Below are 26,568 nucleotides of genomic sequence, written 5' to 3' on the forward strand. Positions count from 1 at the left end.
TTTTGTTAAGGAACGACTATTTAGCAGTATGGTAAACCTTGTGACAAGCGTAGTAACTTTTGAGCTTAGTGTTCTCGCAGATGAGGCGGGCAACACCGATATTTTTTGACATTAAATTCTTATTACCGCCAGATAGCTTTGGGACCAAAGCAATACACCCCCGTCCCACTAAGGACGGGGTAATGCATTGAAATGAAACGGTGGCTTTTAAGGCTCTTGCTCCATCAGGTTTTCAATAGCACTGCGGGAGTACATATACTTGTTACCTAATTTAGTAAAACTCAGCTTACCCTTTTTCCTGAGGCGATAAATGGTGCTGTCGCTGATGTGATACAGCTGTTTGAGTTCGGCACTGTCTATGAGGTTATTTTTTACAGATTTTTCATTGGTTTTCAGCCAATTGGTGAGCAACTGCATTTGCTGACTGTTGAATTCTAAATATTGGGCTATCAGCATCAATAGATTCTCGTCTTCGGGGTTTAAGTTAGATTTCATAATAATATTAATTAGTTTGTGATATAAAATTAATAAACTTCTTTTATATGTAAAAAATTACCATTAAGAATATTGCTGAAGGGTGATATCAATCCATACCACCCTAGCCCGTGGAGGTCTGATGTCAGGCAAAAGTACCACACGCGGTACCCTACGATGTGATGCCTTGTGAAGTGATAAGCTATCTAATGAAAAAGCACAACCTTGGCTGTGCTTTTTTTAGTGGTGCATCAATGATTATTTAACAGCCTGCTCATACCGGCGGCTCACTTCTTTCCAGTTTACAACGTTCCAGAAGGCGTTCAGATAGTCTGCTCTTTTATTCTGATATTTTAGGTAGTAGGCGTGTTCCCATACATCGATTCCTAAGACAGGCGTGCCTTTTATCTCCGACACATCCATCAGCGGATTATCCTGATTCGGGGAAGATGTCACTGCCAGCTTCTTATCTGCCGTAACCACTAACCAGGCCCAGCCGGATCCAAAACGGTCAGCGCCAGCCTTGCTCAGTTTTTCCTTCAGTGCATCCAAGCTTCCAAAGTTATCATTGATCGCTTTAGCCAGTTTCGCGGAAGGCATTGTATTTTTCTCAGGTGTAAGGATGGTCCAGAACAGCTCGTGGTTATAATGGCCACCCGCATTATTTCGTACTGCCGGGCTCTCTTTGGAGATGTGGGAAAGTATTTTTTCCAGGCTCTCTTTTTCCAGCGGTGTTCCTGCAACGGCTTTGTTCAGGTTACTTGCGTATCCTGCCGCATGTTTGGTGTAATGGATTTCCATCGTCTGCGCATCTATAGATCCTTCCAGTGCATTGTATGCATAAGGAAGCGCTGTCTGCTTAAACTGTGCCGACACCAACTGTGCAGCCATTAAAAAGCTGGCCGCTGCTATTTTTAATACTTTCATATCCAATTGACTTATTGTTAAATTATTCAAATATATTCGTGTTTCTGCTGCTTACTGCAACAGTTTTTTAATATCTTCTATCAGTTTTTCTCTGTCCGGATGATACTTGCCCCGCAGACTGGTTTTGGTGCCTTCGGGATCGTCATAGTTAAGCCCCGAATAATACAGTACCGGCCTATTATTTTCATCAAACCTGCAACGCAGATTACCGTCCTTATCTACCAGCGCAATCATACCGCTGTGGTTCAGACTCTCGCTCTGATCTTCTTTATCGCCAACGTAGATATCAAACTGATCTGCCAGATTTCCAATATAATCCCGGTCTCCCGATACAAAATGCCAGTTTTGGCAAGTCGCGCCGATCATTCTGGCGTGATTTTTAAGCACCTCTGGCGTATCATGAGTAGGATCTATACTGATGGATACGATTCCAAAATCCGGACGGTTGATCTCTGTCATAATGTATTTCATATTAGAATTCATAACGGGACAAATCGTAGGACAGCGGCTGTAGAAAAATTCAACCAGGTAAACTTTGCCCAGCATATCTTTATTGGAGATCTTTTGGCCGTTCTGGTCTGTCAGTTGAAAATCCGGTACCTTCATTACCGTATAAAGGCTTTTACGGAAATAACTGGTTCCAATTCCTATCACCAAAAATAATACCGCAATGACAATGATTGGTGCTATGAGCTTGCTTTTGCTAATGGACCTTTTTTGAGGCTTCATTTTACAGCGTATTTTACCGGATTCTTTTTAAATTCGGCTTTACAATGGTCACTGCAAAAGCCATAAATCTTTCTTTTATAAACTGCTGTATCTTTAAGAAATTCCGCAGTTTTCATGTGACAGACCGGATCGTCTGCGTTAATGACTTTCACGCCTCTCAGGTCTGTTTTAGGCTTCCTTTTAGAAACATGCTTCACTTTGGGTGTTTCCTGTGCACAGGACAATATGGATACCAAAAGCAAGGATATGATTAAATTGATTTTCATTTTAAAATTGATTGAATGATTAACGGACTGATCCCTTTTATAACGGCGTCTGCGGTGTAAATGTGACAACACTGCAATACGACGATGTGTAATGATGATTTTTCTTAAGCTTGCCGAAGCACTGCTCACAGAAAGCGTGGTTAGATGGTCATCCTATTCACTTAAGGGATAGTTCCAATAATTAATTTGGTGCAACTAATTTCATTGCATGAACAAGCTGAGAAACTATGAAATGAGTGGCGGGCGAAAAATACCCGATACAGCCAAGTACTGATACAATGAGGCATCAGAAACATAAGGATCATCCGCTCCAGCTTTAAAATCCGGAATCGGGACCGTTAAGATGTCTTCCGCTGTGAATGTTTCCGAAATGATAGAAAGCTTCAGCACCGATTGTTTGTCAGAATTCTGAGAAGATCCGGAGATTTGTTTTGCCAAGTAACATTTCCCGTTACAGTTCAGTTCCGGTCTCGCTCTGTTTTCACAAATATTCTTTCTGATGTAGGTGTAATTGATGGTATAGTCCAGCAACGGCAGCACCGGACGAAGTGCAACAATGAGTACAATACATATAGAAAATAATGCTTTCAACTTAACAAATGTATTGCTTTAAAACACAATAAGCAATGATATTTGACAGTTTAACAGATATGATCATCAGATGCTGTTTGGATAAAAAAAAGGCCGGAAGCAAGCTCCCGACCTTAAGGTTATTTTCTAAAACCAAATGGCTTAGTCCACGATGATTTTACTGCCTCCTGTCTTAGTCTTTACAAAATAAACACCTTTGGACAGCTTTCTTACATTTATTTTTTCATTGGCAGTAGCACTAACCGTCTGCACCAACTGCCCGTTTGCATTATAAATCTGTACCGCTTCATTGTTCCCGATACCACTGATGAACAATTCGCCATTCTTCACAGGATTAGGATAAACCGTAAGTTTGTTGTTTTTAGACACCTGCTCACTTACTGCCATTTTTGTATAGCATGTCCAGGAAAGGTTATCAAAAGAAACCCTGTTACTGCTTGTATTATCCACCAGCTCAATGACTACATTACCATCTACATTGATATCGTTAATGGTATAGCTTTTAGCTGTTTTAGAATAAGGAATCTGCCCTTTTACCTCACCATTTACCTTCAGTGTGTATGATCCTTCTGCATCGCTGAACGGAAGGTAAGTTTTTACCGTTAATGATCCGATACCTCCGGATATGGTAGAAGAAGTCAAAGTACCTTTTCTCAAACAAATCGCTCTGTTATTATCACCATCGATGTGGATCTGCTTATCTGTTCTGGCATTGGTAGCAGTCCAGGTAATGCCTTTGTTTACCCACGTTCTTTCCGCATAAGAAGAATTGGTAGCTGGAATGTTTTCAAAATCTTCAGTTCCGCAGGTGGTTGGTGTACCATCAGGATTATCTGTACCAAGTGTCTGAGCCTGAACCGTAGCGCTGCTATTGGATTTATTACCCGCAGCATCTCTCGCCACGACATATAGCGTGTATGTGGTGGAAGGTGCAAGACCTGAGATGGCTGCTGAAGTGGAAGTAACAGACGTTTGGAATGCATTGTCCACATATACATCATAACCGCTAACTGCAACATTATCTGTGGATGCTGTCCAAGCTAATGCCACCGAAGTAGACGTAACACCTGTAACATTCAGATTAGTAGGTGCAGAAGGCGCTTCGGAATCCGAAGTGGTTCCCCCACTGAAGGTGTCCGGCCAAGTATTCTGCGCCGCTGGACCTCCCCAAATCACTGTAGCAAGATAAGCGTTATCTATAAACGGGTTTCTGTTACCCTGGGTTTGAGCTACCACACTATTTCTTTGCTTTTCAAAATCGGAAACAGGATCTTCGATATTCCATTTCAGTAGAATATCCGGAAAATCAGAAGAATAGGTGGAAGGATTCATCGTGATGTTAAGCGGCAGACATCTGCTGTTGTATCTGACATACATATACATCAGAATCCTTGCAACATCGCCTTTCCATTCATCACCAGGAAACCATCCGCCACGGCTTGTCTTATAAGCGGTAGCACCTGTTCCGTCATCAAATAAAAGACTTCCTCTGGTGCTGTTCAGCGTATTATCTGCCGGACGCAGGTGATGTCCGTCTGCACCAGGACCCGAAGTTCCAAGATTGGGAGTACCTTTGGATTTGGCGTAAACGTGCTCACGGTTCCACGAACCACCTATAGGACGGCTTCTCTGGTGAGTACCGGAACTTTGGGAGCCGTAAATCAACAGTAGATTTGCAGGGTTCTGAGGATCCACATCACTGGTTTTCATCAGCGTTTGCAACTCGCTGTAGGAAATGGTCTTGGTGTGGGTGCTGGAGATTAGTGTGGCGAGATCGCTTTTCAGCGCATTGCCTGTCTTGCTGAAATTGACACCAGAATAATAAGATGGCGCCGACTGTGCAAAAGCAAACAATGACACAATACCAGCAAAAAAAGAAAGTTTTAACTTCATTTCGAAAATATTTATTTTTTTTTGTTTATACTTATTTTAAACGGACAACAAAAGGATTTTCGGTAATAGTGACTGGAACCAAACGGTCGAATTCGAGAAAATAATCACCATCGAACCTGTAAAGCCTGGCGGCAATCTCCCCGTCACCCGCTGCAGGTACAAATGATATCTGCACCCCGTGTTGCAACGCATCCTCCGAACAGCTGAAGTTATCAAAGCTATCTGTCTGCTGCCCCAAGCGAACGACCTGTGTCAGCAAGCCCGGATGCTCACTGCCTGCCCCTACAAAAATCCTGTTATTCCCTTCATCGATCCCAATCACATACAAGGGTTCTTTTTTTCCACCCACATTGATTCCTTTCCTCTGCCCCAGTCTGAAACGGTCTGCACCATCGTGCTCACCTACCAAAAAACCATCAAACAAAGAATACTGTCTCCTTGACGCTTTCCAGATCAACTCATCCCTTTTGGAAGGGAATGCCGGAGCTTCTGCTCGATAGATTGCTGATTCCGCAGGAATTTCCACTATCTGTCCTTTTTTAATCATACTAAATATGGGATCATTTCATTAAAAAACCCTTCATTATTAAAAGGTCGCTAATATAAAAATTATTAATTTAATGAAAAATAAAGAACTATAGATTGTTAATAAAATAAAAATCACACTCAACAGGATTGGTTTTCAATGATATCCTCCGAACAGACAGAAATACAATATTAACCAATTATGCAGATCAGAATCAGTATTTCAAAGATTACAGAGATGCCAGATACATTATGATTAACCTGAAATACAATTTCGGCAATCAGAAAGTAAAGGATGCTAAAGCCGGTGAAAAAACGGCAGAACAAAAACGATTGTAAATCCTATTGAGACTATCACAATTGAAAAAGGAGAGCAAAAAAGCCCTCCTTAATTATTTTATAAACCAAAATTAAGAAACAAACTGAATCTGGATTTGGCTTCAATATCACCACCGGCCAGATTGGTATAAGCTGGCAACATCAGTTCCGTTCCGAGGCTTAACTTACTGAAAGATACTTCAAAACCAGCTTTTCCATACAGGGCGCTTCCTGCTGTTTTTGGCATCACCTCACTGAACTGGCGGTTCCAGTCGAACACCTCGCCCTGCAAACCGATCTTGCCGGACAAAACACTTTGCGTGCTGTTCCAAAGTCTGTAAAATGCTGTAGCAGAATAGTTCCACTGATCTCCGAACTGATAATGTTTTTTATTTTCAGTTTTGATGGTATAATCTGTATTGATGAGCATTGCAAAACGGTCTTTCTGAAATTTATAGTTCATTGCAAGCTGATAATCCCAACTTCCTGTTCCCAGCTGAAAACTCGGATTGACTCCTGTAATTCCTTTTTCGTCAAATTTTCCGAGTGGAATCTTAACGCCCAATCCTGCGTTAATCTGGTGAAACAAATTTTTAGATTTTACCAGTTCATAGATGCCCATAAGACTGGCATCCCCTATTCCACTAATGCTGATGTCGCCCTGAAGTGTTTTTTTGCTATGAAACTGAAACGGAATACTTCCGTAGATGCTTAGCTTTTCAGTGACAGGAATTTTCCCCCAAAGCTGAACGGTATTGAAGTACTGATCCTGGGTGAGATCCTCTACAAAAAGGTTTTCTTTGGCTTTATAATGCTGCGCAAAATATTTGATCCCGATAAATTGCGGATTCAGTAAAGATTCGAATCCTGACGACCCGTTTCCTGCAGCACATCCGCAAGCGTCACAAAAAAATGCCTGACTCTTGGAAGAGGTAAAGAATGTGGATTCGTAGCGTGGCACATACAGACTGTCCGTGATATTTTTTGATTTTATGGAGATAAAAGTGAACAAGGAAATGATGAATAATATAAAGTATTTCATTTTTTAACAATTAAATTTTAGCTAAATCCGAAAAGTGTTCTACTATTTGAGACGGGCTAAAGCTCGTCACCATTGATAATTACTCTGCGAATGCTTTATTGGTAATAAAATTCTGATCGCTAAGGGTTTTCAGAAAAGCAATGATATACTGTTTTTCCGAAGGGTTCATTCTGATCCCGACATGACCATCCTTTTTCAGCAAAGGATCAAGATTGGGCTGATTTTCCACCTGATCTGAATAAAAATTGAGAACTGCTTCCAGAGTAGTGAAACGACCATCGTGCATATAAGGCGCTGTATATTCTACATTTCTGAGGCTTGGCACACGGAACTTCATGTTATCATTCCAATCCAGCGTAACACGGTATCGCCCTCTGTCATTATACTGAGCATTGTAATACATCCCTGTATTCCGAAAACTTTCATCCGTGAATAAAGCTCCGGAATGGCAACTTGCACAATTATTTCTGAACAATTGATAACCCTCATTTTCTTCTGCCGTAAAAGTGGTTTTCCCCTTCAGCACACGGTCATATTTAGAATCTGCAGAAACCATCGTCGCCATGAACTGGGAAATCGCTTTCAAAACTCGCTCTCCCGTAATATTCTTATCACCAAAAGCCGCCTTAAAAAGCTTTTTATAGTTGGCATCTGTATTTAGTTTTCCTACCACTTCCGGCATTGAGCTGTCCATTTCAAAATCCGTAGTGATGGGAACTAACGAGCGTTCGTCCAAATCGTGGCTTACGCCGTCCCAAGTATAATTGCTGAGAAAAGCCATATTCTGAATTGGTGGCGCATTCCGGATCCCCAGTCTGTTATCAATGCCGTGGCTAACCGGATGACCGTGATGTGTAAACGCATTTTCCTGTATATGACAAAAGCCGCAGGAAATAGAATTGTTACGGGACAATCTGCCCTCATAAAATAACTTCTTCCCCAAAGCCACACCATTTACCGTGACAGGATTCTTTTCCCTGTCAAAAGCTAATGCTGGAAAATCAGCGGGAATCTCAAGATCATAGGCTTGATCTGCAATATATGCTTCACCTTCAAAATCGTCTTTACAGCCTGTAAAAACACTGAAAACTAAAGTGGCAAAAATCCAAAGAATGCAAAAACACATACTTCGGAATTTAAATATTTTTTTAATCATTGTGTACGTGATCCACTTTGAACATCTTGATAAGATTGTCACTCACATTCACCAGATGCTGATCCAATCCCATATCCATATCATTGTCTCCAGTGAGGGTCAGTTTGTTTTGTCCACTCAAATACTGATTCAGATCTGCCAAAATATGGATGGATGGTGTGATATCTTTGCTCACCCGGGCAGTTGTAGGCAGATCCAGCGTCACTTCTCTGTAAAGATCTGCTGTTCCGTTGGCTGTTGTATTTCCCATATTTCCAGCGTGATTCATAAATTCTTTATCCGCAGCAGCAGTTCCGTATAAACCTTCCATTTTTGTAAAAATATAACCGGCAGCCCAAGACCACGCCATTCCGGATTCTTTTGCTTTTTGCCAGAAAATGCCCTGTCCGTCCTGACCTAATAGATAAGCCGACTGGCTAACTCCGAGTCCGAATTTTATTTTTTTATAGTTGTTTTTAGGAATATCGGAAAGATTAATTGCGACGATTCCGCCTGTAGCTTTGGATTGATCTATGATAAATGCGCCCTTGTCCGGGTTGTTATAATTGTATTTGAATTCGTTTCCGTTTTCATCGATCAAGACGATATTGCTCACAATGTATTTCAAAGTAGAGAATCTGTGTTTCTGTCCGTTTGCAGATGTCTGAACAGTCTGATTCAGAACAATGTCTCCTATTCCGCTGAATCCGTTTTCGAATTTGACCTGAAGATTTCCAGGAGTGGTGTCTTGGGTGTCGTTTTCATCATCATTACTCCGGCAGGATGAAAGTGTGAAAAATGTGATAGCGACTAGTAGTATGGATAAAATTTTATTGATTTTCATTTTAGATTTTTTAATTTGTAAAGTTTTATAAGTACAATGGCACGTTGCTTTATCCCGCAATAGGGATAGCAACGGTTATCCTTTTGCTTACAGCGAAGGACAAAAGCCTGGGCAAGCAAAAGATATGAGTGGATAGCCCGACCCGAGCCGCAGGATATGCGGTGGAAAGGGGATTGCCAAAAAAATTAAATTAAAAAACCGGTGGTCTGAAAATGTGTGATAGAAACAAATAAGAATACTCTGCTTGGTAATTGAAATGAAGTGGTGCAAAAGTCGGCTTCAGGAGCACAGCTATCTTTGCTACAGCTTCCGGAACATAAAAATCCAACACTTTCTGTACGGAGTTCTTGGTTTTAGAATCGTTTTGCGATTCATTTTTTGCCAGTTCTTTTCCTACGTAACATTTACCGTTACAATGAATCTGTGGCTTATCCTTATTGATACAAAGGACTTTGGAAATATAATCATAGCTCACCGCATAATCCAGCACAGTAGCCAGAGGTTTCAGCACCAGATAAAATGCCAGAAGAATGTGCTGTGTAAACTTCAAAAGACTAAATTATTTATGCAAAAAAAATGAATTGCAAAAGCAGGATAGGAGTGATAATTGTCAGCCCATCAGGATACGCTGACTCCGAATATATGTCCGACAAAAGCTGTGATGCCCATCGCTACGGTTCCCCAGAAACAAATTCTGAGTACGGCAATCCCAATTTTAGAACCGCCTGTTCTTGCGGAAACAGCGCCTAATATCATCAGAAAAACTATAGAAAAGCCATACTGAAAATAGACCATTTGCTTGATAGGCGCCAAAAGTGAAACACCAAACGGCAACAACGCACCCAAAGCAAAAGATCCGAATGATGCCAGAGCAGCCTGCAAAGGTTTTGCCTGACTGATCTCATTGATTCCCAGCTCATCGTGAGCGTGCGCAGCCAGAGCATCGTGTGCAGTGAGTTCTGTTGCCACCTGCAAAGCAGTTTCTTTACTGACGCCGCGCTTCTCATATATCTTTGCAAGCTCCTGAAGTTCGATTTCAGGCATCTCTTCCAACTCTCGTTTTTCCCTCAAAAGATCTGCGTTTTCGGTATCTTCCTGTGAACTTACGGATACATATTCGCCGGCAGCCATAGACATTGCTCCGGCAATCATCCCGGCAAGTGCCGCTAGAATGATGGTGTTCCTATCCGGAGAAGCAGCTGCTACACCAATGACAATACTGGTGGTAGAAAGCAAGCCATCATTGGCTCCCAAGACCGATGCTCTGAGCCAGCCTACTCTATTGACATAATGTTTTTCCAATTGGTGGTGCATAACCTTCTATTTAGAAACTTAAAATTAGATAAATATTATGACAAAACAACCGATGTTTATTTGTACTGATTACAAATTAATGCACTTCTGGAAGTATTTCTAATTAAGGTTTAGATTATTACTTTTATTCCGCTATTATCCTAAGACGATATGATTATTTGCTTATTTACTTGATATATTTTTTAAGGTAATTGTTTTCGGTGTCGCCAAGAAAAGCTGCCAAAGGACAAGACATTACTATTAGTGATTTCATAGTAATTCCATCTTCTGATTTAGCAATGAATACAAGATTAATAGCATTTAAGTTTTTAATTTTAAAAATCAAGAAATCCGTCTGCAAGACTTTTCCATTGTATTTTGGTCAGCTGAAAAAAACCGCCTATTGACACCAATAAATTTCTAATCCTGCCAAAGAATCCAGTTCTGGAAATGTTAGGAACTTCGTTACGACCATAGATTCCCGCTTTTATATAATCTATACCTCTGGAGATGATAAATGAAGAGGATGATTCTCTGGCATAAAAATGCGCAATATGTTCTTCATTACTCTGTGGAACCGCTGACGGACGACAGACCAGGAGATACCTTTCCAGCTCGTCACCATAACATCTGTCATCTATCTTCATCACTTCTACCCAATCATAACCTTTGGCTTTGATATCTCCAGGACCGGGAATATCAATCCTGATATAATCTCCTTTTCTGGGCATCCTTTCCACATAAGATCCAACGCAATCGAATAGCCTGAAATCTGCGGATAAATCCCCACCATATTCTTTCCACCGATGGATAGAAAAAAAACGATCTTTCAGAATCTCAAAATGGTTTGCAACATGTTCTTCAGACTCAAAGCTTCTCTTACTTTCGGTATCGTGAAAAGCGCCTTTTTTCTGGACAGGAACTCCAGGTATCTGTTTTGCTTTCATTGTTATATAGTTTGATTTTACGACACTTTCAATTTATGAAACTATATTCGGTTTTTTTATGATCTCACTCATAAAAAAAGAGCAGCTAACTGCTCTTCAATTTCATTTCTTTTCCCGTAATTTCTATAAGTCACTTTAATACTGAGAAAGATTACAAAGTCTGAGTTTATGAAAATCACTGATAAGTTAGACTTATTTTTCTTTTGCTGCCTTGGAATTAAGGTTGGTATCTGCCAGTTGAGTCAGTAGCTCATCGCATTTTTTCTCTTCTTCCAATGTTTGTAAAAGAATCTCTAAAGCTTCTGATTCCTGGAGAATTTTTGCATAGGCAGCCAATGTTCCGTAAGTGGCAATCTCATAATGTTCTACTTTTTGTGAGGCAGCAATTATGCCTGCATCTCTCACTGTTCCGGCTTCTGTTTCCTGAATAATGCTGTCACCTTCATCTAAAATTCCCTGCATTGCATCACATTTTTTAGCCTGTGCTTTTTTACCTATCGCTTTGAAACAGTCCTCTAGCCGGGTCACCTGATTTTCTGTTTCGGCAAGATGTTTTTCAATGGCAGTTTTTAGCTTTTCATTGGTTGCATTTTTTATCATTTTAGGCAATGCCTTTACCAACGCTTTTTCTGCCCAATAGATATCTTTCAAACTGTCTTCGAAAAGGTCATTCAGATTTTTTGCTGCATCTTTCTTTGCAGGTGTTTTTTTAGCCGAAGCTGTACTTTTTGTAGCCGTTTTCGTTTTTGAGGCTGTTGTTGTTTTAGTAGTTGCCATAATTATTATTTTTAATGATTAATTTCAATAATAAATCAATAAACTCAATTTATATGCCAAATAAAAATAATAATATTAATAAAAATAAATAGATTTAATAATTAACTTCGACTTATTCAAACACTGTTACCCACAGGCATTCAATCAACATATAAAACGAATTTGCTAATTTCAAAACAAAAAAACCGGAACAACTGTTCCGGTTTTATCTATGTTATTTAATACAGTTTGTTTTTGCATTGCTGACTCCTAGTTTATCTAACATCCAATACATCAGACACCAGTTGGTGAGAGCGTGTATCCACATATTAATTCCTACAAAGCCAGTAAGCCAAAACCAGTTTGAGCTTACATAAATCCCTAAAAGAAGACTTCCCAAAATGAAAGTTCCAGCGACTGCGTGTACTATTCTTGTTTGCATATAATTTTATTATTTTTTTTACTTATTATCTAAAACTGATACCAGGAGATAGCCCATTACTAATCCATAAATAGAACTATTAAAAGGATTGGATGTGATTGCACAGCTTCCTGTGCTGCAACCGACTAAGTAATAATACAGATATCCTGCAATGGCTCCTACTAGTGCTCCGATAAGCGATGGTACTCTCTTTTTACTTAAAATTTTCATCTTCTGAATCGATTGTTACAATGTGAATCTGGGAAAGAGTTTCCTGCTTGGAGTTGAATTCGTGTATATTTTTATAAATGCTATCCACACAGTTATACTCTGAAAAAACCGTGAAAAGAAGAGAATCTATAGCAATATCATCTCTTCCGAACCAGTTGTTGGTTTCGTTTTTATCGTTTTTAAAACCTTTTACAGATTGGTAAGAAAATGATCTTACTCCCGAATTTTTAAGAATGTTAATAACATCTTTTTCAAATTCTTCAATTGCTGTGATTAATAATAATTTCATAAAATAAAATATTTAATTATTGGAAACTTAAAAGGTTTATACTTCAAAAAACTTATCATCAGATTCGGATCTTTTCTCCCATTTTTTTCTTTCAGTAGCATAATAAACCAATGGCACAACTACCAGTGTAAGCAATGTAGAAACAATTGCTCCAAAAACCAATGAGATAGCCAATCCCTGGAAAATAGGATCAAAAAGAATGATGACTGCTCCAATTACAACTGCTCCTGTCGTTAATAAAATTGGTGTTGTTCTCACAGCTCCGGCTTCGATTATTGCCTGCTTCATAGGAATTCTTTCTTTGAGACGGATTTCTATAAAATCGATTAAAAGTACAGAGTTTCTTACCATTACTCCCGCTAATGCAATCATTCCAATAAAAGATGTTGCCGTAAAAAATGCGCCTAACAACCAATGTCCCAGCACAATTCCAATCAATGATAGCGGAATCGCAACCATCATCACAATCGGTGTTTTGAAATTTTGGAACCACCCGACAATCAGCATATAAATAACGATAATTACGACGGCGAAAGCAGTTCCCAGATCACGGAAGACCTCTAAAGTGATTTGCCATTCTCCGTCCCATTTTACGGTATAATTGCTTTCATCTTCTGGTTGATTCATATAAAGTTCATTCATCGAATAGCCATTTGGTAATTGGATTTTCTTAAGCTTTTCGTCCATTCCGAGAATGGCATAAGCCGGGCTTTCCAGTTTTCCTGCCATATCAGCAAGGACGTAAACTACTCTTTTCTGGTCTTTTCTGTAAATGGTTTTGTCCAGTTCTTTCTCCTCTACTCTTACTAAATCGCCCACAGGAACCATTCCCATTTGCCCTTTTACTTTTAGTCCTATAATATCCTGAATATTAGATTTATCGGCATTTTTCAATTTCATTACAATATCTACAGGATCACTCGATTTTTCATCGTAAAGATTTCCAATTGGATACTCTCCCATCAGACAGGTTATATTGCCTACAATCTGCTGTGGTGCAACACCGTTCAACATAGCCTTTTCTTTATCCGGAACTAGCTTGAATTCTTTCTGTGGCGCTTCCACCATCCAGTCAATATCCACGACATCATCGGTTTTTTTCAGAATATCTTCCACCTGTTTCGCTACTTTTATTTGTCCTTCATAATCAGGGCCGTAGATTTCTGCTACAATTGTTGAAAGAACCGGTGGTCCGGGCGGAACCTCCACTATTTTTACATTGGCTCCGTATTTGGCCGCTATTTTCTGTATTTGCGGACGAATTGCTTTCGCTACATCGTGGCTTTGTTTATCACGGTCTTCTTTGTGCAAAAGATTGACCTGAATATCTGCCGTATTACTACTTCCACGCATATCGTAATGACGAACCAAACCATTGAAAGTTATTGGTGCAGAAGAGCCCACGTAATTCTGATAATTGACCACTTCCGGAACTGTCTTCAGGTATTGCGCAATGTCTTGAGTAACTGCAGAGGTTCTTTCCAGCGTTGTTCCTTCCGGCATATCGATTACTACCTGAATTTCATTTTTATTATCAAAAGGAAGCATTTTTACCGCTACCCATTTGGTAAAAAACGCTGCTACAGAAACCAACAGTAAAACCACAGTTACTCCCATCATCGTCCATCGTTTTGATTTTGAATCTAACAGCGGTTGTTCAATTTTTTTATAGATCTTGTAAATTCTGCCTGTTTCCAGACCTTGTTCTTCTTTATGATGTTGCTCATCTTTTACCTTTAATAAATGATAACCGAGATAAGGCGTCACCGTTAATGCCACAAAAAGGGAAAGCATCATCGCAATCGAAGCTCCAATTGGCATTGGTGACATATAGGGACCCATCATTCCTGATACGAATGCCATTGGCAAAATCGCAGCAATGACGGTGAAAGTTGCTAAAATAGTAGGATTCCCGACTTCATTAATGGCATAAATTGCCGCTTGTTTGAACGGTAATTTCCTCATATGAAAATGCCTGTGCATATTTTCTGCTATGATGATACTGTCATCCACCACAATTCCGACCACAAAAACCAATGCAAAAAGCGTGATTCTATTCAATGTATATCCTAAGATATAATAGCTGAATAAGGTTAAAGCAAACGTCAATGGAACTGAAAAGAAAACCACCAAACCACCTCTCCAGCCCATTGCCAACATCACAAGAATTGTTACTGCCAAAATCGCAACGCCAAGGTGCATCAATAATTCTGATACTTTGTGAGAAGCTGTTTCTCCATAATTTCTGGTAACTTCTACGTGTACGTCATTTGGAATCAGATTTTTCTTTAACTCATCTACTTTGGTAAGAATCTGCTCCGATATTTTCATCGCATCGGCACCTTTCACTTTGGAAACCGAAACCGTAACGGCAGAATATTCCGATTTGAATTTTTTGCCATTTTCTACTGCATTTCCATAACCAAAACTTACATAATTGGCAGGATCAGAAGCGCCGTCTTTTATTGTTGCGACCTGTTTCAGATAGACCGGCATATTCTGAGAAGTTCCGATAACCAGATTTTCAACATCTTCGGCAGAGTTTAGAAACTGACCTGTAGTCAAAAGATATTCAGAATCGCCTGAATCAAATTTCCCGGATTGTGAACTTCCGTTATTGGCTTGAATCATCTGCATTACAGAAATTGCATCGACGTTCAGTTCCGCCATTTTATCTTTATCTAAAACAACTTGTAACTGGCGGTTTCTGCCACCTATGGTTTTGGTAAGAGAAACATCTTTTATTTTTTTGATTTCGGAAGATAATTCTTCTCCGATCTGACGAAGCTGAAAGTCATTGTAATTAGCATTGTCACTCCACAAAGTCAAGCCGAGCATCGGGACATCATCAATGGAACGGGTTTTCACCATTGGTTCCATCACACCTTTCGGAAAGATGTTTTTATTCTTCATTAGCTCATCATAAAGCTTTACATAAGAACGTTCCGTATCTTCGCCAACATAAAACTGGACAATAATCATAGCCTGTCCGTTCATCGCCATAGAATGGATGTGTTCTACACCTTTGATGTTGGAAATAATCTTTTCCAGAGGTTTTACGATACGGCTTTCCACTTCCTTCGGGTTTGCTCCGGGATAACCTACCATTACATCCGCCATCGGAATAATAATCTGCGGTTCTTCTTCTCTCGGTATTAATGTCGAACTATAAAGGCCAATAATCATCAAAGCAATCATCAACAGAATGGTCAATTTTGAATTGATGAAAAACTCGGCGATACGTCCTGCGAATCCTTTTTCCATAATTTTAGGTTTAAGGTTCTAGGTTTAAAGTTCAGTATTATTGAATTTGAACTTTAAATCCTGAACTTTGAATTACTTTACTTGAACTTTTACTCCGTTATACAATTTTCCTGTTGAAGAAACAATGTAGGTTTCCTTAGAGTTCAAACCGGACAAAACCTCTACTTGATCGCCTAATGTTTTTCCTATTCTTACCCATCTAAGAACGGCTGTATTTTGCGAACTGACCACATAAACGCCTGTAAGCTGACCGTTTTCTACCAAAGCTGAAGTAGGAATCATCATTGTTTCATTCAAATCCTGATTTATTTTCCCTGATGTTTTGAAAGGGAATTGCGCATTCACAAACATTCCCGGAAGCAAATCAGAAGCATTATGAATATTGATTTTCACCATATATTGTCCACCTGTGTTCGTTGCTGATTTACTGATTTCTGATACTGTTCCGGAAACGTTTCTGTTCATTGATTTTAAGCTGACATCAACCGGCATTCCATTGGAAATCATCGTGATATTCTGCTCAGAAACCAAAACCTGAGCCTGCAAAGATGACGGCGATTCTATCGTCAGTAAAGGCATTCCAGGATTTGCCAAATCTCCTTGTTCCGCAAATTTTGCAGTAATGGTTCCGGAAATGGGCGCAGTAATATTGGTGTAACGATACTGTGCATTCACTTCGTTTTTAATCTGTTTCGCAGCCTGTAAACCTGCACTTGCCATTTCGTAGCGTGCCCTCATATCATCTAGTTCTTTTTGGGAAGCACTTTGAGATTTATATAAATTCTGAAATCTTTCGTAATCTTTTTTAGCCATATTATAATTGGCCTGAGCTTGGGAAATCTGCGCACTGGCTTGTCCGCCTTTTGCCTGAATATCTGTGGCATTGATACTTACCAAAAGTTGTCCTGCCTGAACGTTTTGTCCGACTTCAGCTTTCATTGAAGTGATATAACCCATCATTCGGGTAGAAATATTGACTGAATTTTTTGCCACCAGTTTTCCACTTGCTGTGGCAGATGAACCTTCCGAGCCTGATGTGCTATGACTGACTGTAACAGAAATTGGCGCATCGGAATTCTGTGCGGATTTTTTTTCGTCTGAGGAGCAGCTCCCTATCAGAAGTGCGCTGAGAATCAAGGTGGAATAAAGGTATATTTTCATAAGTAGATATTTAATTGTTTTCATCGGCTATATGCAATCGCCCATCTTTGTAGTTTTTTGTTTACAAAATTGTTAATGGCGATTTCATCAATGGATGTTATTTTAATTGATTTAGAATTATAATTTTTAACAGAATATGCTTACTAGCCCCGATGGAAACGGCATACTTTTTCTTTTTTGAAATGGCAAAAAGCTTTGGCAAAAAGAAAAAGATACAGTGGACAGCGGGAAATAGCTCCTAAAATTTATTGTTTCAAGAATTTTTGATATTCCCAGGCGGTGTTATACTCAAAAATAGCCTGTTCGTATTCTAACTCTTTTTGGGACATCAATGTTTCTGCGGAAAGCAAATCTGCGGATTTTTCCAAACCTTGATCGTAGCGGTTTTTGCGGATTCTGTAGGCTTCTTTGCTTTGTTCCCAAGCTTGCTTTGTAAAACTGACCTTCGTTTGTCCGTCTTCTATCTGGCGATTGGCTTTACTGAGTTCTAGCTGACTTTGTTTGGTATATTGCTCGATTTCCGTTTCTGCCTTGGAACGCTCTGCTTTATATTTTTCTTGTTCGCTTTTCGATTTGAGTCCGTCAAAGACATTCCAGGAAAGCTGAATTCCTGCGAGATAACCGTTGGCATTGAATTGGGCAAGTTTGTTGTCATACATTTCAAAACTTCCAAACGCATTGAGTTTTGGGAGAAACTTGGCTTTTGCAGATTTTATCATCCAGCCGTAAGCTTCTAGAGATTTTTGATAAGCTTGTAAATCCTTTCTATTGTCGTTTACGCTCAGATTAGAATCAACGATATATTCTGCGTATTGCAAAGATTCTGTGGGCTTTAGCACTTTATTATCAGAGTTTTCATTCAGTAAAAAATAAAGGTAATCCGAAGCATTTTTTACATTGGATTTTGCTGTCTGAATCTGACTTTCTATCTCGCTGATCCTTACATCCATATATAACACTTCAGATTTCTGAATCATACCGTTTTTGTAATAATTGTCGATTACTTTTTTATTGGCAAGTGTAGTTTGCTTAGCATTTTCAAGGGTTTCGAGCATTTTATAAGCCAGCTGAAGCATCATATAGGATTTTTTTAACTCAAACTGAACGTATTCTCTGGTTCTTTCTGTTTTGATGTTGAGCGCATCAACTTTTACTTGTCCGGCTTTTTTTTGATACACCGCATCCATATTGATGATTGGTTGCTGAACTTCTATTTTTGTCGCAAAATTGGAGATGCTTTTAGGATTATTAAGGTTATCCGGATTGAAATCCATTGCTGTGATCCTTGCCTGATTGAGCTTTGAACCAAAGGCATACAAAGGATTGTTGGTATTGGAAAATGTGTAAGAAGCATTCACATTCGGAAGATCCATTGCTCTTGTTCCTAAAAGTTCGGCTTGGGCGAGCTCTGCTTCTTTTTTTACCATTTTTACCTGAAGATTATTGTCGATTATTTTACTTTCCAGATCTGTTTTTGAAATATAAATAACCTCTTGTGAAAAAACTTCTGAATAGGTTGTCAATAATAAAATAAGTAGGCCTATTTTTCTCATTTCTCTAATTTTAAAGCAAAAATAGGATGACGCAAAATGCTGCACAGTAACCTTTATCACATAAAGAAATATTTGATGGAACTTGACAAAAAAACCGCCAAAAAAGGCGGTATTAATTGAAAAATACATGGAAACATTTATGCTAATTTGATCTCAGAAATCATTGTAATTTTAGATTTTACGGAATTGGATATTAAACAATTGGCTTCAGATTTCTGAAGAACTTTTTCTGCTTTTTCTCTTTCAGATTCATTTTTAATAGTAACTACAGGTTCGAGAATCACTTCGGTCATCAGAAATTTTCCATCAATCTGTTCTAATTTTCCTTTAGAATTGCATTCAAAATTGACAAAATCCAGCTTGGAATTTTCTGCAATTGCTAAAAATGTGGTCATTAAACAACTGCTTACTGCTGCGGTGAACAGATGTTCCGGAGACCATATATTTTCCATTCCTTTAGGAAACTGTGGTGGTGTGGCTACCTCTAATTTTTGAGAAATTTCTGATGATGAGATTTCACCTTTACGATCACTTTTCCACTTTACATCGACGTTATAAAAATGTGCTTCCATCAGTATTAGATTTTATTGTTTAAACTTGACCAGCCACCACCATTGTGAACATTTTTATAGCCATTATTCTGCAAAATACTTTTAGCAGAAGCACTTCTCATTCCGGAAGCGCAACAAGTGATTATTGTTTTGTCTTTGTCTTTTAATTTCGAGAGATTTTTCTGAAGCTGATCTACAGGAATATTAATGGAATCTTTGATATGTCCTCCGTCATATTCACTTTTGCTTCTAACGTCTAAAATCAAAGCTCCTTTTTTCACAAGTTCTGCGTAATCGGTTTTATCCATCCCGAAAAGGTTTTTTATTGCATCTAACATTTTAATGATTGTTTAAATTGATGATGCAAATTTACCTTCAGGAATAATATCCGTCAGTGATGTAAGTTACAATAGCGTAATTTTATTTCGGGAAAGTTTTATCTTGCCTTCGGTTTCGATTTGTTTCAGAACACGGCTTACCGCCTCGCGAGTGATTCCAAGTTCATCTGCTAGTTGCTGATGGGTTACAGAAAGTTCTTTGGATTTATAAAGCTGCGATTTTTGGTTTAAAAGATGTAATAATCTTGCATCCACTTTCTGAAAAGCAACTGCATTGACCACTTCCAATAAGTCTTCAAATCTTCTTTGGTAAAGTCCAAAGATGAAATCCGTCCATTCCGGATATTTCCTGAGCCAGTCTTTCGCCTGCTGAAGGGAAATCATAAGAATCTCGGCGTTTTCTTCTACTACAACTTTCACTTTTGAAGTATCCTGAGTAAGCCCGGAAAGTATAGAAGAAATACAGCTTTCGCCGGGAGTTAGATAATAAAGAAGAATTTCCCGTCCGTCTTCATCAGTACGCATTACTTTTATGCTTCCTGAGAGCACCAGCGGAATATAATTGATGTAAGAATTGATATCAAGAATTACGCTACCCGCAGGAAACAATTTTAAAGCTTTGCTTGCTTCAATTTCTTTTCGGAATTCGGGGTCAGATATTTTTTGAAAATTCATAGAGTAAATATAAACACAAAGATATTATTAATATTAAAAATGCCCGTCGAATAATTTTTGACAGACATTTATCATTCTGAATTTTTTATTTAAACCTTAAATTTAACGAAATAGTATCAGATTTCATCCCGATGGATTTTGTGTAATGTCCGTATCTTATTTCCAACATATTTAGTCTTTCTACGCCGAATAAACCGTTCTTCGGACTGATTCTGATTCCTGCTCCGTAAAAATGAACAACACTTATGATTATTTTTTTTCATTTAAAATAATAAATTACAAACGGCAGTTGTCTGTCTTTGCCATAATCTCCGTCTTTTGCAGGATGATCGTAATGTGCTTTGAAAAACGCAATCAGCGGCATTTCCGGGTTAAGTTGTTTGTGCTCCCAGTAATGTTCCACAAGAGTAGGTATTTTCCAAAGCTGATACAACTCGGTTGTAGAAACCAAGAATAAGGACAGTAATAATATGGAAATCAGCTTTTTCACCCAATCAAAGGTATAAAATCTTCCTTTAAAAATGACTTTTAAATTAATCCGGATTATAATGCTAAAATGTTATATAAATTGTTCAGCTTGTTTTATTGTTTAAATTAATTCTGAAAATCAGTCTACACAGACTTTACATTTTTTAACTGACGATTAATTATATCAAATTACTTTAAACTTAATATTTTATTCTTCTTCCTCCGTATTTTTAAGTTTCATCAAAAGCGTGTAGGCATTTTTGGTCACGATCTTTTTATTCTCAAAATCATCAAAATTGAGAATCTGTGTAAATCCGTTTTCCGTTTCTCCCAAAGTCACCGGAGTCAATCGGTACGTTTGTTTTTTAACCTCAACAAACACAAAGTCTTTGCCTTCAAAATTCACGATGCTTTCTTCCGGAACCGCATTGGAAAAAGAGGTGCTGGTTTCAATTTCGGCATTCATATACATTCCCGGAACGAGACTGTGGTCGTATTGATCGAAATGGCAGTGAACTTCTGCCAAACCGCCCTGACTGATATCTTTGCTGATGAGAAGGATTTCCCCATAATATTTTTTGTCTGGATCTGCATTCGTGTACGCTGCAAAACGCTGTCCTTTTTTCAGGTTTTCCAGATCTTTTTCGTACACTTTAAGATTCAGGTGAATATCGTCGGGATTGATGAGCTCAAAAAGCACATCCGAAGGATTTACATATTTCCCGATGTTCACATTCACTTTGCTTACAAAACCATTGATGGAGCTGTAAACAGGAACACTTTTCGTAATGCTTCCTGATTTTAGAGATTCAGGATTGACATTGATGAGTCTGAGCTGCTGCGCCAATGAGTTCATCAGAATTCTCTGGCTGTTCATTTCAGACTGGGCGAGCTGCATCGCTTTGTCGCTGCTTGCCTGACTTTGATTCAGGGTTTTCTGACGGTTGTAATCCAGTTCTGCAAAATGCGCTTTGGATCTTGCCATTAAATAATCCTGCTGAAGCTGAATGAACTGCGGATTTTCAATCACTGCGATCACCTGACCTCTGGAAACCGGCATTCCCGGAAGAAGATTGCTGGATTTCAGATAACCGCCAAGCGGAATGCTTACAGAAACCAGATTTTGTGGCGGAACATCGATCATTCCGTTTAATTTCAGGGTAGAAGCGATATTTTGTAATGAAAGTGTGGTTGTTTCTATCGGTGCATTTCTTAACTGAGCATCGGTTAAAGTCACTACACTTTCGTCCTTCGGGAAGCTTTTTTCCTGTTTTGGTGCTTCTTCTTTTTTGCATTGGACGAAGACAAAAAAGCTGATTAACAAGGTATATATTGAAATTGATTTCATTTTTTTATGGATTTAAAGTAAGGTATTCCAGTTCAATGGCGCTTTGGTTAAGCTTCCACACTGCATCGGTATAATTGTTTTTAAGCTGTACTGCCTGATTTACGAGGATCACAAATTCAAGATAATTGATCTCACCGCCGATGAATTGTCTTTTCGCCGTTTCGGTAATGACGTCTGCATTTTTAAGGTCGGAACTTTCATATTTTGAAACAATTTCCAGATTGGACTGACAGATTTCTCTGGCTTTTTTAAGCTGATTCTGAAAGTTGAATTCCGCATTTTTCAGCTCACTTTCTGCAACAGACAACTCAACTTTTGCTGCTTCAATTCTCGCTTTCTGACCTGCTGAAAAAATCGGAAGCGAAACACCCAACTGCACCGAATGAAACTGAGGTGTCGCATCATATAACTTATCGTCCGGACCCAAACCTCTAAAACTGTTCAGGTTGTACGCCAATTGCAGTCCGGGAAGCATTTTTGCTTTTTCCAGCGCAATCTGTTCTGTGGAAATGTTTTTCTGCTGTTCCCAGATTTTCAGTAAAGGATGATCCGCCAGTTTTTCGTTTAAAGAATTGACAAAAGATTTTGAATCTTCGGGAATGAAATCTGTTTCTGTATTCAAAAGCCACTGAAACTGGATCTTTAATACTACTAATTCCTGCTGCAATTGCTTTAACTGAATTTCTATCGCCGATTTCTGGCTTGAAGCGGTTGTTTTTTCCAGAATATTGCTCTCCCCGGCTTTCAGACGAAGGTTCGCTTTGTCTGAAAAGTCGGTGTACAGTTTCAGGATTTCATTCAGCAGTTTTTCTTTTTCCTTCCAGTACAGAATGTTGTAAAAGGTAAGGCTGACTGCTTTTTTTAGTTCATATTCTTTCAGGGAAACATTCAGCAGAGATTTTTTCCATTCTTCGCTGTATACATTTTTCTGTTTTTTATAGACCGTCGGAAAAGCAATATTCTGGGAAACGCCAAATTTCATATCGTTGTATGCACTGTTGATCTGTCCGTAATCGAACGTCACACCAGTCTGCGGAATATCATTAGCCGATTTTATTAAAGCTTTGGAATATTCAGATTTCAGCTTTTCGTTTTTAAGATTTCTGTTATTTTCCAGTGCGGTATTGATCGCAGTCTGAAGATTGATTGGCGTTTGTGCCTTAAGTCCAAATCCTGCAAAGCTGAATAGCAAAATGAATACAGCCGTTATATTTTTGTGATTATTTTTCATTTTAAATCCTTTTTCAATGGTTACATAAAGAAGTGGAAGTACAAAAAGGGTAAGAAAGGTTGCCACGAGCAGGCCTCCGATCACCACAGTTGCCAACGGACGCTGAACTTCCGCTCCGGCTCCGTTGCTTAATGCCATCGGAATAAATCCTAAAGATGCCACGAAAGCCGTCATCAGAACCGGACGAAGTCTGGACTCTCCGCCATCAATTACAATTCTTACGATATTCCGGATTCCGCTTTTATATAATCTGTTGAATTCTGAGATGAGAACGATTCCGTTGAGAACTGCCACTCCGAAAAGAGCGATGAATCCAACACCTGCACTGATGCTGAAAGGCATTCCTCTCAAAGCCAGAAGAAATACGCCGCCAATAATTGAAAGTGGAATTGCGGTGTAAATCAGCAGACTTTCTTTCACCGAGCCGAATGCTAAGAACAACATCACAAAAATAAGTGCCAAAGCAACCGGAACGGCAATCATCAGACGCTGTTTTGCATTGTTCAGGTTTTCAAAAGAACCTCCGTAAGTCATATAATAACCTGTCGGAAGTTTTATCTCTTTGTTTACTTTAGTCTGAAGTTCTTCTACGATGCTCTGAACGTCTCTTCCTTTGATGTTAAATCCAACGACAATTCTGCGTTGTGCATTTTCTCTCTGGATTTGGTTGGGTCCATTTTTTACCTCAACTTTTGCGAGCTGGGAAAGCGGAATCTGATTACCAAACGGAGTCGGAACGAGCAGATTTTTAATATCATCCACATTTTTACGGACTTTGGAATCGAGACGAACAACCATATCAAAACGTTTTTCGCCTTCGAAAACGAGACCTGTACTCTGCCCTGCGAATGCAGCATTCACAATCCGGTTGATGTCGGAAATGGATAAATGATACTGTGCAATAACAGGACGGTTGTACTCTATGGTTACCTGCGGCATTCCTGCAATCGGTTCGATGTAAAGATTCTGCGCTCCGTCTACGGTTTCAATAATTTTCCCGAGTTTTTGAGCATTTTGGGAAAGAACGTCCAGATCATCACCGAAAATTTTCACCACGACATCCTGTCTTGCTCCCGTCATCAGTTCATTGAAACGCATCTGCACCGGAAACTGGAAACTTACCGTTACTCCGGGAACGTCCTGTAATTCTTTGGTCATTTTATCCGCCAGTTCCGGAAATGTAGATGCAGAAGTCCATTCTTTTTTATCTTTCAGAATCACCATTAAATCGGCTGCATCCATCGGCATCGGATCTGTAGGAACTTCCCCGCTTCCGATTTTTGTCACGACTTTTTGTACTTCGGGAAATCTCGATTTCAGAATATGAGCGGCTTTTTGGGTACTTTCAATGGTTGTATTCAGATTACTTCCCGGCAAAACTCTGGTTTCTACCGCAAAATCTCCTTCTTCAAGGGAAGGAATAAATTCTCCTCCCATTCTGCTGAGAATGAAAATTGCCAATACGAAAAGTACTGCTACAATGGAGTATACCATTTTCGGAACTCTTAAGATTTTAAGCAGTGTTTTAAGATAGAGTTTCTCTACTTTTTTCATCATCCGGTATGATAAAGTTGGTTTTGAGCTTCTTTTTCTCAACAGCAAAGAACTCATCATCGGAATGTAGGTTAACGAAAGTAAAAATGCGCCTAATAAAGCAAAAGCCACCGTCTGAGCCATCGGCTTGAACATTTTTCCTTCAATTCCCTGTAAGGTAAGAATCGGAAGGTAAACAATAAGGATGATGATCTGACCGAAGACAGCACTGTTCATCATTTTTCCGGCAGAATCGGTAACAATGGTGTCCATTTCTTCTTTTCCAACGGAGAATATTTTTTTGAATTTTGAATTATGACTGAACTGATGCAAGACGGATTCTACAATAATCACCGCACCGTCGATAATCAATCCAAAATCTAGTGCACCGAGACTCATCAGGTTTCCGCTGACTCCGAAAAGATTCATCATACAGATGGCAAAAAGCATTGCGAGGGGAATTACGGACGCCACAAGCAATCCTGCTCGTACATTCCCTAGGAACAGAACCAAAACAAAAACAACAATTAATGCGCCTTCTGTTAGGTTTTTTTCTACGGTTCCGATGGCGTTGTTTACCATTTTGGTACGATCAAGGAACGGTTCTATCACTACTCCTTTCGGAAGGGTTTTCTGGATCTGTGCGATTTTTTCCTTCACGTTTTTAATGACCTGATTGCTGTTTTCGCCTTTCAGCATCATCACCACTGCTCCGGAAACTTCTCCCTGATCGTTGAACGTCATTGCACCGTATCGTGTTGCAAAACTGGTTTTCACCTCTGCAACATCTCTTATGAACAGCGGAATTTCATTGGTTTTGGAAGCAATTGCTATATTTTTTATATCTTCAATATTTCCGATCAGACCTTCGCTCCGGATGTATAAAACAGTGGGGCCTTTTTCGATGTAAGCTCCTCCTGTGTTCTGGTTATTGGTGTTTAAAGCATCGAAAACATCGTTGATGGTGATTCCGTAAGCGTTTAATCTGTCGGGATTGACAGCAATTTCGTACTGCTTTAATTTTCCTCCGAAACTGCTGACTTCGGCAACGCCTTTTACACCGAGAAGCTGTCTTCTTACGATCCAGTCCTGAATGATGCGAAGTTCTGTAATGTCGTATTTTTTCTCGTAGCCTTTTTCGGGACGGATCACGTACTGGAAAATTTCGCCTAAACCTGTGGAAATAGGACCTAATTCGGGGGTTCCGATTCCCTGCGGAATCTGGCTCTGAACCTGCTGCAGCCTTTCTGCAACCTGCTGTCTTGCCCAGTAAATATCTACATCATCCTCAAAGACGATGGTAACGAGCGATAAACCGAATCGTGAAAAACTGCGGATTTCTTTTAATCCTGAAATGTTATTGTTCGCCTGTTCTATGGGAAATGTCACAAGTCTTTCGATGTCTGTTGCTCCAAACGAAGGAGCAATGGTGATGACCTGAACCTGATTGTTGGTAATGTCGGGAACTGCGTCTATCGGAAGTTTGGTGACCTGATAGGAACCAATGCCTATCAATCCCAAAACCAACAGCGCAATGATGAGTTTATTCTTTACAGAAAACTCAATGATTTTTGTAAGCATAATGTTTTGTTGAGCTTATTAGCAGATGATAGATAATTGATAATAGATGATAGATGATAGATGATAGATAACTGGTTTACAGATTAATATCTCTATTTTAATTTACTATTCTAGCAAATGCTTATGAATAAATAAGTTTGACCGTCTGATAAAAAATTAATGAACCTATCGTTGATTAACTTAA

27 protein-coding genes are annotated in these 26,568 nt (G+C 39.2%); 1 reads left to right on the plus strand and 26 read right to left on the minus strand.

The genetic code is table 11. From position 1 onward, the window contains the following. Positions 1–207: 207 nt before the first annotated feature. The 7 genes from EGH73_RS02085 to EGH73_RS02115 all read right to left on the minus strand — a co-directional run bounded on the left by EGH73_RS02085 (position 208) and on the right by EGH73_RS02115 (position 5,427). On the minus strand, positions 208–495 hold the full coding sequence (locus EGH73_RS02085; protein ID WP_123280460.1) for a helix-turn-helix domain-containing protein: 288 nt from the start codon (positions 493–495) through the stop codon (positions 208–210). A 237-nt stretch (positions 496–732) separates the two neighbouring features. Continuing rightward, positions 733–1,401: a superoxide dismutase gene (locus EGH73_RS02090; RefSeq protein ID WP_123280461.1), complete on the minus strand. Its 669-nt coding sequence runs from the start codon at positions 1,399–1,401 to the stop codon at positions 733–735. Between the two features lie 51 nt (positions 1,402–1,452). Continuing rightward, positions 1,453–2,007 carry an SCO family protein gene (locus EGH73_RS02095; RefSeq protein ID WP_245985373.1) on the minus strand — a complete coding sequence of 185 codons (555 nt, stop codon included), beginning with the start codon at positions 2,005–2,007 and terminating at the stop codon, positions 1,453–1,455. A gap of 119 nt (positions 2,008–2,126) precedes the next feature. Then, positions 2,127–2,396, minus strand: a complete 270-nt coding sequence (locus EGH73_RS02100) for a YHS domain-containing protein (RefSeq protein ID WP_123280463.1) — start codon at positions 2,394–2,396, stop codon at positions 2,127–2,129. Positions 2,397–2,621: 225 nt separating this feature from the next. Further along, positions 2,622–2,987 (minus strand): hypothetical protein, encoded by a 366-nt coding sequence (locus tag EGH73_RS02105; RefSeq protein ID WP_123280464.1) that lies wholly within the window; start codon positions 2,985–2,987, stop codon positions 2,622–2,624. A gap of 141 nt (positions 2,988–3,128) precedes the next feature. Then, complete coding sequence (locus EGH73_RS02110) at positions 3,129–4,880, minus strand: endonuclease (RefSeq protein WP_123280465.1); 1,752 nt, start codon at positions 4,878–4,880, stop codon at positions 3,129–3,131. 31 nt (positions 4,881–4,911) lie between these two features. Next, positions 4,912–5,427, minus strand: a complete 516-nt coding sequence (locus tag EGH73_RS02115; protein ID WP_123280466.1) for a tRNA methyl transferase PRC-barrel domain-containing protein — start codon at positions 5,425–5,427, stop codon at positions 4,912–4,914. Positions 5,428–5,555: 128 nt separating this feature from the next. Here EGH73_RS02115 and EGH73_RS02120 point away from each other — a divergent pair, with 128 nt between their 5' ends. Continuing rightward, positions 5,556–5,744 (plus strand): hypothetical protein, encoded by a 189-nt coding sequence (locus EGH73_RS02120; RefSeq protein ID WP_123280467.1) that lies wholly within the window; start codon positions 5,556–5,558, stop codon positions 5,742–5,744. A 58-nt stretch (positions 5,745–5,802) separates the two neighbouring features. Here EGH73_RS02120 and EGH73_RS02125 read toward each other — a convergent pair whose 3' ends face one another. The 19 genes from EGH73_RS02125 to EGH73_RS02215 form a co-directional block, all read right to left on the minus strand. Further along, on the minus strand, positions 5,803–6,765 hold the full coding sequence (locus EGH73_RS02125) for a transporter (protein WP_123280468.1): 963 nt from the start codon (positions 6,763–6,765) through the stop codon (positions 5,803–5,805). A 79-nt stretch (positions 6,766–6,844) separates the two neighbouring features. Next, positions 6,845–7,891 (minus strand): cytochrome-c peroxidase, encoded by a 1,047-nt coding sequence (locus EGH73_RS02130; protein WP_184808060.1) that lies wholly within the window; start codon positions 7,889–7,891, stop codon positions 6,845–6,847. 22 nt (positions 7,892–7,913) lie between these two features. Next, a complete protein-coding gene (locus tag EGH73_RS02135; protein WP_123280470.1) occupies positions 7,914–8,744 on the minus strand; it encodes an MbnP family protein in 831 nt (276 codons plus the stop codon). Positions 8,745–8,934: 190 nt separating this feature from the next. Then, entirely contained in the window at positions 8,935–9,294 is a 360-nt protein-coding gene (locus tag EGH73_RS02140) for a hypothetical protein (RefSeq protein WP_245985374.1), read from the minus strand. Between the two features lie 68 nt (positions 9,295–9,362). Then, on the minus strand, positions 9,363–10,058 hold the full coding sequence (locus tag EGH73_RS02145) for a VIT1/CCC1 transporter family protein (RefSeq protein ID WP_123280471.1): 696 nt from the start codon (positions 10,056–10,058) through the stop codon (positions 9,363–9,365). A 314-nt stretch (positions 10,059–10,372) separates the two neighbouring features. Next, a complete protein-coding gene (locus EGH73_RS14455) occupies positions 10,373–10,984 on the minus strand; it encodes a hypothetical protein (protein ID WP_245985375.1) in 612 nt (203 codons plus the stop codon). Positions 10,985–11,176: 192 nt separating this feature from the next. Then, entirely contained in the window at positions 11,177–11,761 is a 585-nt protein-coding gene (locus EGH73_RS02155; protein WP_123280472.1) for a YciE/YciF ferroxidase family protein, read from the minus strand. 214 nt (positions 11,762–11,975) lie between these two features. Further along, the gene (locus tag EGH73_RS02160) at positions 11,976–12,182 is read right to left on the minus strand and encodes a YgaP family membrane protein (RefSeq protein WP_123280473.1); all 207 of its coding nucleotides are present in this window, start codon (positions 12,180–12,182) and stop codon (positions 11,976–11,978) included. 18 nt (positions 12,183–12,200) lie between these two features. Next, complete coding sequence (locus tag EGH73_RS14075; protein ID WP_123280474.1) at positions 12,201–12,392, minus strand: DUF6132 family protein; 192 nt, start codon at positions 12,390–12,392, stop codon at positions 12,201–12,203. Beyond that, positions 12,376–12,681: a hypothetical protein gene (locus EGH73_RS02170; RefSeq protein WP_123280475.1), complete on the minus strand. Its 306-nt coding sequence runs from the start codon at positions 12,679–12,681 to the stop codon at positions 12,376–12,378. Before EGH73_RS02170 ends, EGH73_RS14075 begins: the two co-directional genes overlap by 17 nt. A gap of 36 nt (positions 12,682–12,717) precedes the next feature. Then, positions 12,718–15,945 carry an efflux RND transporter permease subunit gene (locus EGH73_RS02175; protein ID WP_123280476.1) on the minus strand — a complete coding sequence of 1,076 codons (3,228 nt, stop codon included), beginning with the start codon at positions 15,943–15,945 and terminating at the stop codon, positions 12,718–12,720. A gap of 72 nt (positions 15,946–16,017) precedes the next feature. Then, positions 16,018–17,106, minus strand: coding sequence for an efflux RND transporter periplasmic adaptor subunit (locus EGH73_RS02180; protein WP_123280477.1), 1,089 nt, complete (start codon positions 17,104–17,106; stop codon positions 16,018–16,020). Positions 17,107–17,351: 245 nt separating this feature from the next. Then, positions 17,352–18,659: a TolC family protein gene (locus EGH73_RS02185; RefSeq protein ID WP_123280478.1), complete on the minus strand. Its 1,308-nt coding sequence runs from the start codon at positions 18,657–18,659 to the stop codon at positions 17,352–17,354. Positions 18,660–18,796: 137 nt separating this feature from the next. Further along, positions 18,797–19,231, minus strand: coding sequence for an OsmC family protein (locus EGH73_RS02190; protein ID WP_123280479.1), 435 nt, complete (start codon positions 19,229–19,231; stop codon positions 18,797–18,799). A 5-nt stretch (positions 19,232–19,236) separates the two neighbouring features. Then, positions 19,237–19,548, minus strand: coding sequence for a rhodanese-like domain-containing protein (locus EGH73_RS02195; RefSeq protein WP_123280480.1), 312 nt, complete (start codon positions 19,546–19,548; stop codon positions 19,237–19,239). A 66-nt stretch (positions 19,549–19,614) separates the two neighbouring features. Then, a complete protein-coding gene (locus EGH73_RS02200) occupies positions 19,615–20,223 on the minus strand; it encodes a Crp/Fnr family transcriptional regulator (RefSeq protein ID WP_089767918.1) in 609 nt (202 codons plus the stop codon). Between the two features lie 259 nt (positions 20,224–20,482). Next, the gene (locus EGH73_RS02205; RefSeq protein ID WP_317124631.1) at positions 20,483–20,713 is read right to left on the minus strand and encodes a hypothetical protein; all 231 of its coding nucleotides are present in this window, start codon (positions 20,711–20,713) and stop codon (positions 20,483–20,485) included. 186 nt (positions 20,714–20,899) lie between these two features. Next, positions 20,900–22,039: an efflux RND transporter periplasmic adaptor subunit gene (locus EGH73_RS02210; RefSeq protein ID WP_123280481.1), complete on the minus strand. Its 1,140-nt coding sequence runs from the start codon at positions 22,037–22,039 to the stop codon at positions 20,900–20,902. A 4-nt stretch (positions 22,040–22,043) separates the two neighbouring features. Continuing rightward, entirely contained in the window at positions 22,044–26,384 is a 4,341-nt protein-coding gene (locus tag EGH73_RS02215) for a CusA/CzcA family heavy metal efflux RND transporter (protein ID WP_123280482.1), read from the minus strand. Between the last annotated feature and the right edge of the window lie 184 nt (positions 26,385–26,568).

This window comes from Epilithonimonas hominis (assembly GCF_003730015.1).
Taxonomy (GTDB): Bacteria; Bacteroidota; Bacteroidia; order Flavobacteriales; family Weeksellaceae; genus Epilithonimonas; species Epilithonimonas hominis.

Bases quoted from the DNA above. Each gene is read 5' to 3' on its own strand.
- EGH73_RS02085 (WP_123280460.1), bottom strand. From the start codon at position 495: ATGAAATCTAACTTAAACCCCGAAGACGAGAATCTATTGATGCTGATA.
- EGH73_RS02090 (WP_123280461.1), bottom strand. From the start codon at position 1,401: ATGAAAGTATTAAAAATAGCAGCGGCCAGCTTTTTAATGGCTGCACAG.
- EGH73_RS02095 (WP_245985373.1), bottom strand. From the start codon at position 2,007: ATGAAGGTACCGGATTTTCAACTGACAGACCAGAACGGCCAAAAGATC.
- EGH73_RS02100 (WP_123280463.1), bottom strand. From the start codon at position 2,396: ATGAAAATCAATTTAATCATATCCTTGCTTTTGGTATCCATATTGTCC.
- EGH73_RS02110 (WP_123280465.1), bottom strand. From the start codon at position 4,880: ATGAAGTTAAAACTTTCTTTTTTTGCTGGTATTGTGTCATTGTTTGCT.
- EGH73_RS02115 (WP_123280466.1), bottom strand. From the start codon at position 5,427: ATGATTAAAAAAGGACAGATAGTGGAAATTCCTGCGGAATCAGCAATC.
- EGH73_RS02125 (WP_123280468.1), bottom strand. From the start codon at position 6,765: ATGAAATACTTTATATTATTCATCATTTCCTTGTTCACTTTTATCTCC.
- EGH73_RS02130 (WP_184808060.1), bottom strand. From the start codon at position 7,891: ATGTGTTTTTGCATTCTTTGGATTTTTGCCACTTTAGTTTTCAGTGTT.
- EGH73_RS02135 (WP_123280470.1), bottom strand. From the start codon at position 8,744: ATGAAAATCAATAAAATTTTATCCATACTACTAGTCGCTATCACATTT.
- EGH73_RS02145 (WP_123280471.1), bottom strand. From the start codon at position 10,058: ATGCACCACCAATTGGAAAAACATTATGTCAATAGAGTAGGCTGGCTC.
- EGH73_RS14455 (WP_245985375.1), bottom strand. From the start codon at position 10,984: ATGAAAGCAAAACAGATACCTGGAGTTCCTGTCCAGAAAAAAGGCGCT.
- EGH73_RS02155 (WP_123280472.1), bottom strand. From the start codon at position 11,761: ATGGCAACTACTAAAACAACAACAGCCTCAAAAACGAAAACGGCTACA.
- EGH73_RS02160 (WP_123280473.1), bottom strand. From the start codon at position 12,182: ATGCAAACAAGAATAGTACACGCAGTCGCTGGAACTTTCATTTTGGGA.
- EGH73_RS14075 (WP_123280474.1), bottom strand. From the start codon at position 12,392: ATGAAAATTTTAAGTAAAAAGAGAGTACCATCGCTTATCGGAGCACTA.
- EGH73_RS02170 (WP_123280475.1), bottom strand. From the start codon at position 12,681: ATGAAATTATTATTAATCACAGCAATTGAAGAATTTGAAAAAGATGTT.
- EGH73_RS02175 (WP_123280476.1), bottom strand. From the start codon at position 15,945: ATGGAAAAAGGATTCGCAGGACGTATCGCCGAGTTTTTCATCAATTCA.
- EGH73_RS02180 (WP_123280477.1), bottom strand. From the start codon at position 17,106: ATGAAAATATACCTTTATTCCACCTTGATTCTCAGCGCACTTCTGATA.
- EGH73_RS02185 (WP_123280478.1), bottom strand. From the start codon at position 18,659: ATGAGAAAAATAGGCCTACTTATTTTATTATTGACAACCTATTCAGAA.
- EGH73_RS02190 (WP_123280479.1), bottom strand. From the start codon at position 19,231: ATGGAAGCACATTTTTATAACGTCGATGTAAAGTGGAAAAGTGATCGT.
- EGH73_RS02195 (WP_123280480.1), bottom strand. From the start codon at position 19,548: ATGTTAGATGCAATAAAAAACCTTTTCGGGATGGATAAAACCGATTAC.
- EGH73_RS02200 (WP_089767918.1), bottom strand. From the start codon at position 20,223: ATGAATTTTCAAAAAATATCTGACCCCGAATTCCGAAAAGAAATTGAA.
- EGH73_RS02210 (WP_123280481.1), bottom strand. From the start codon at position 22,039: ATGAAATCAATTTCAATATATACCTTGTTAATCAGCTTTTTTGTCTTC.
- EGH73_RS02215 (WP_123280482.1), bottom strand. From the start codon at position 26,384: ATGCTTACAAAAATCATTGAGTTTTCTGTAAAGAATAAACTCATCATT.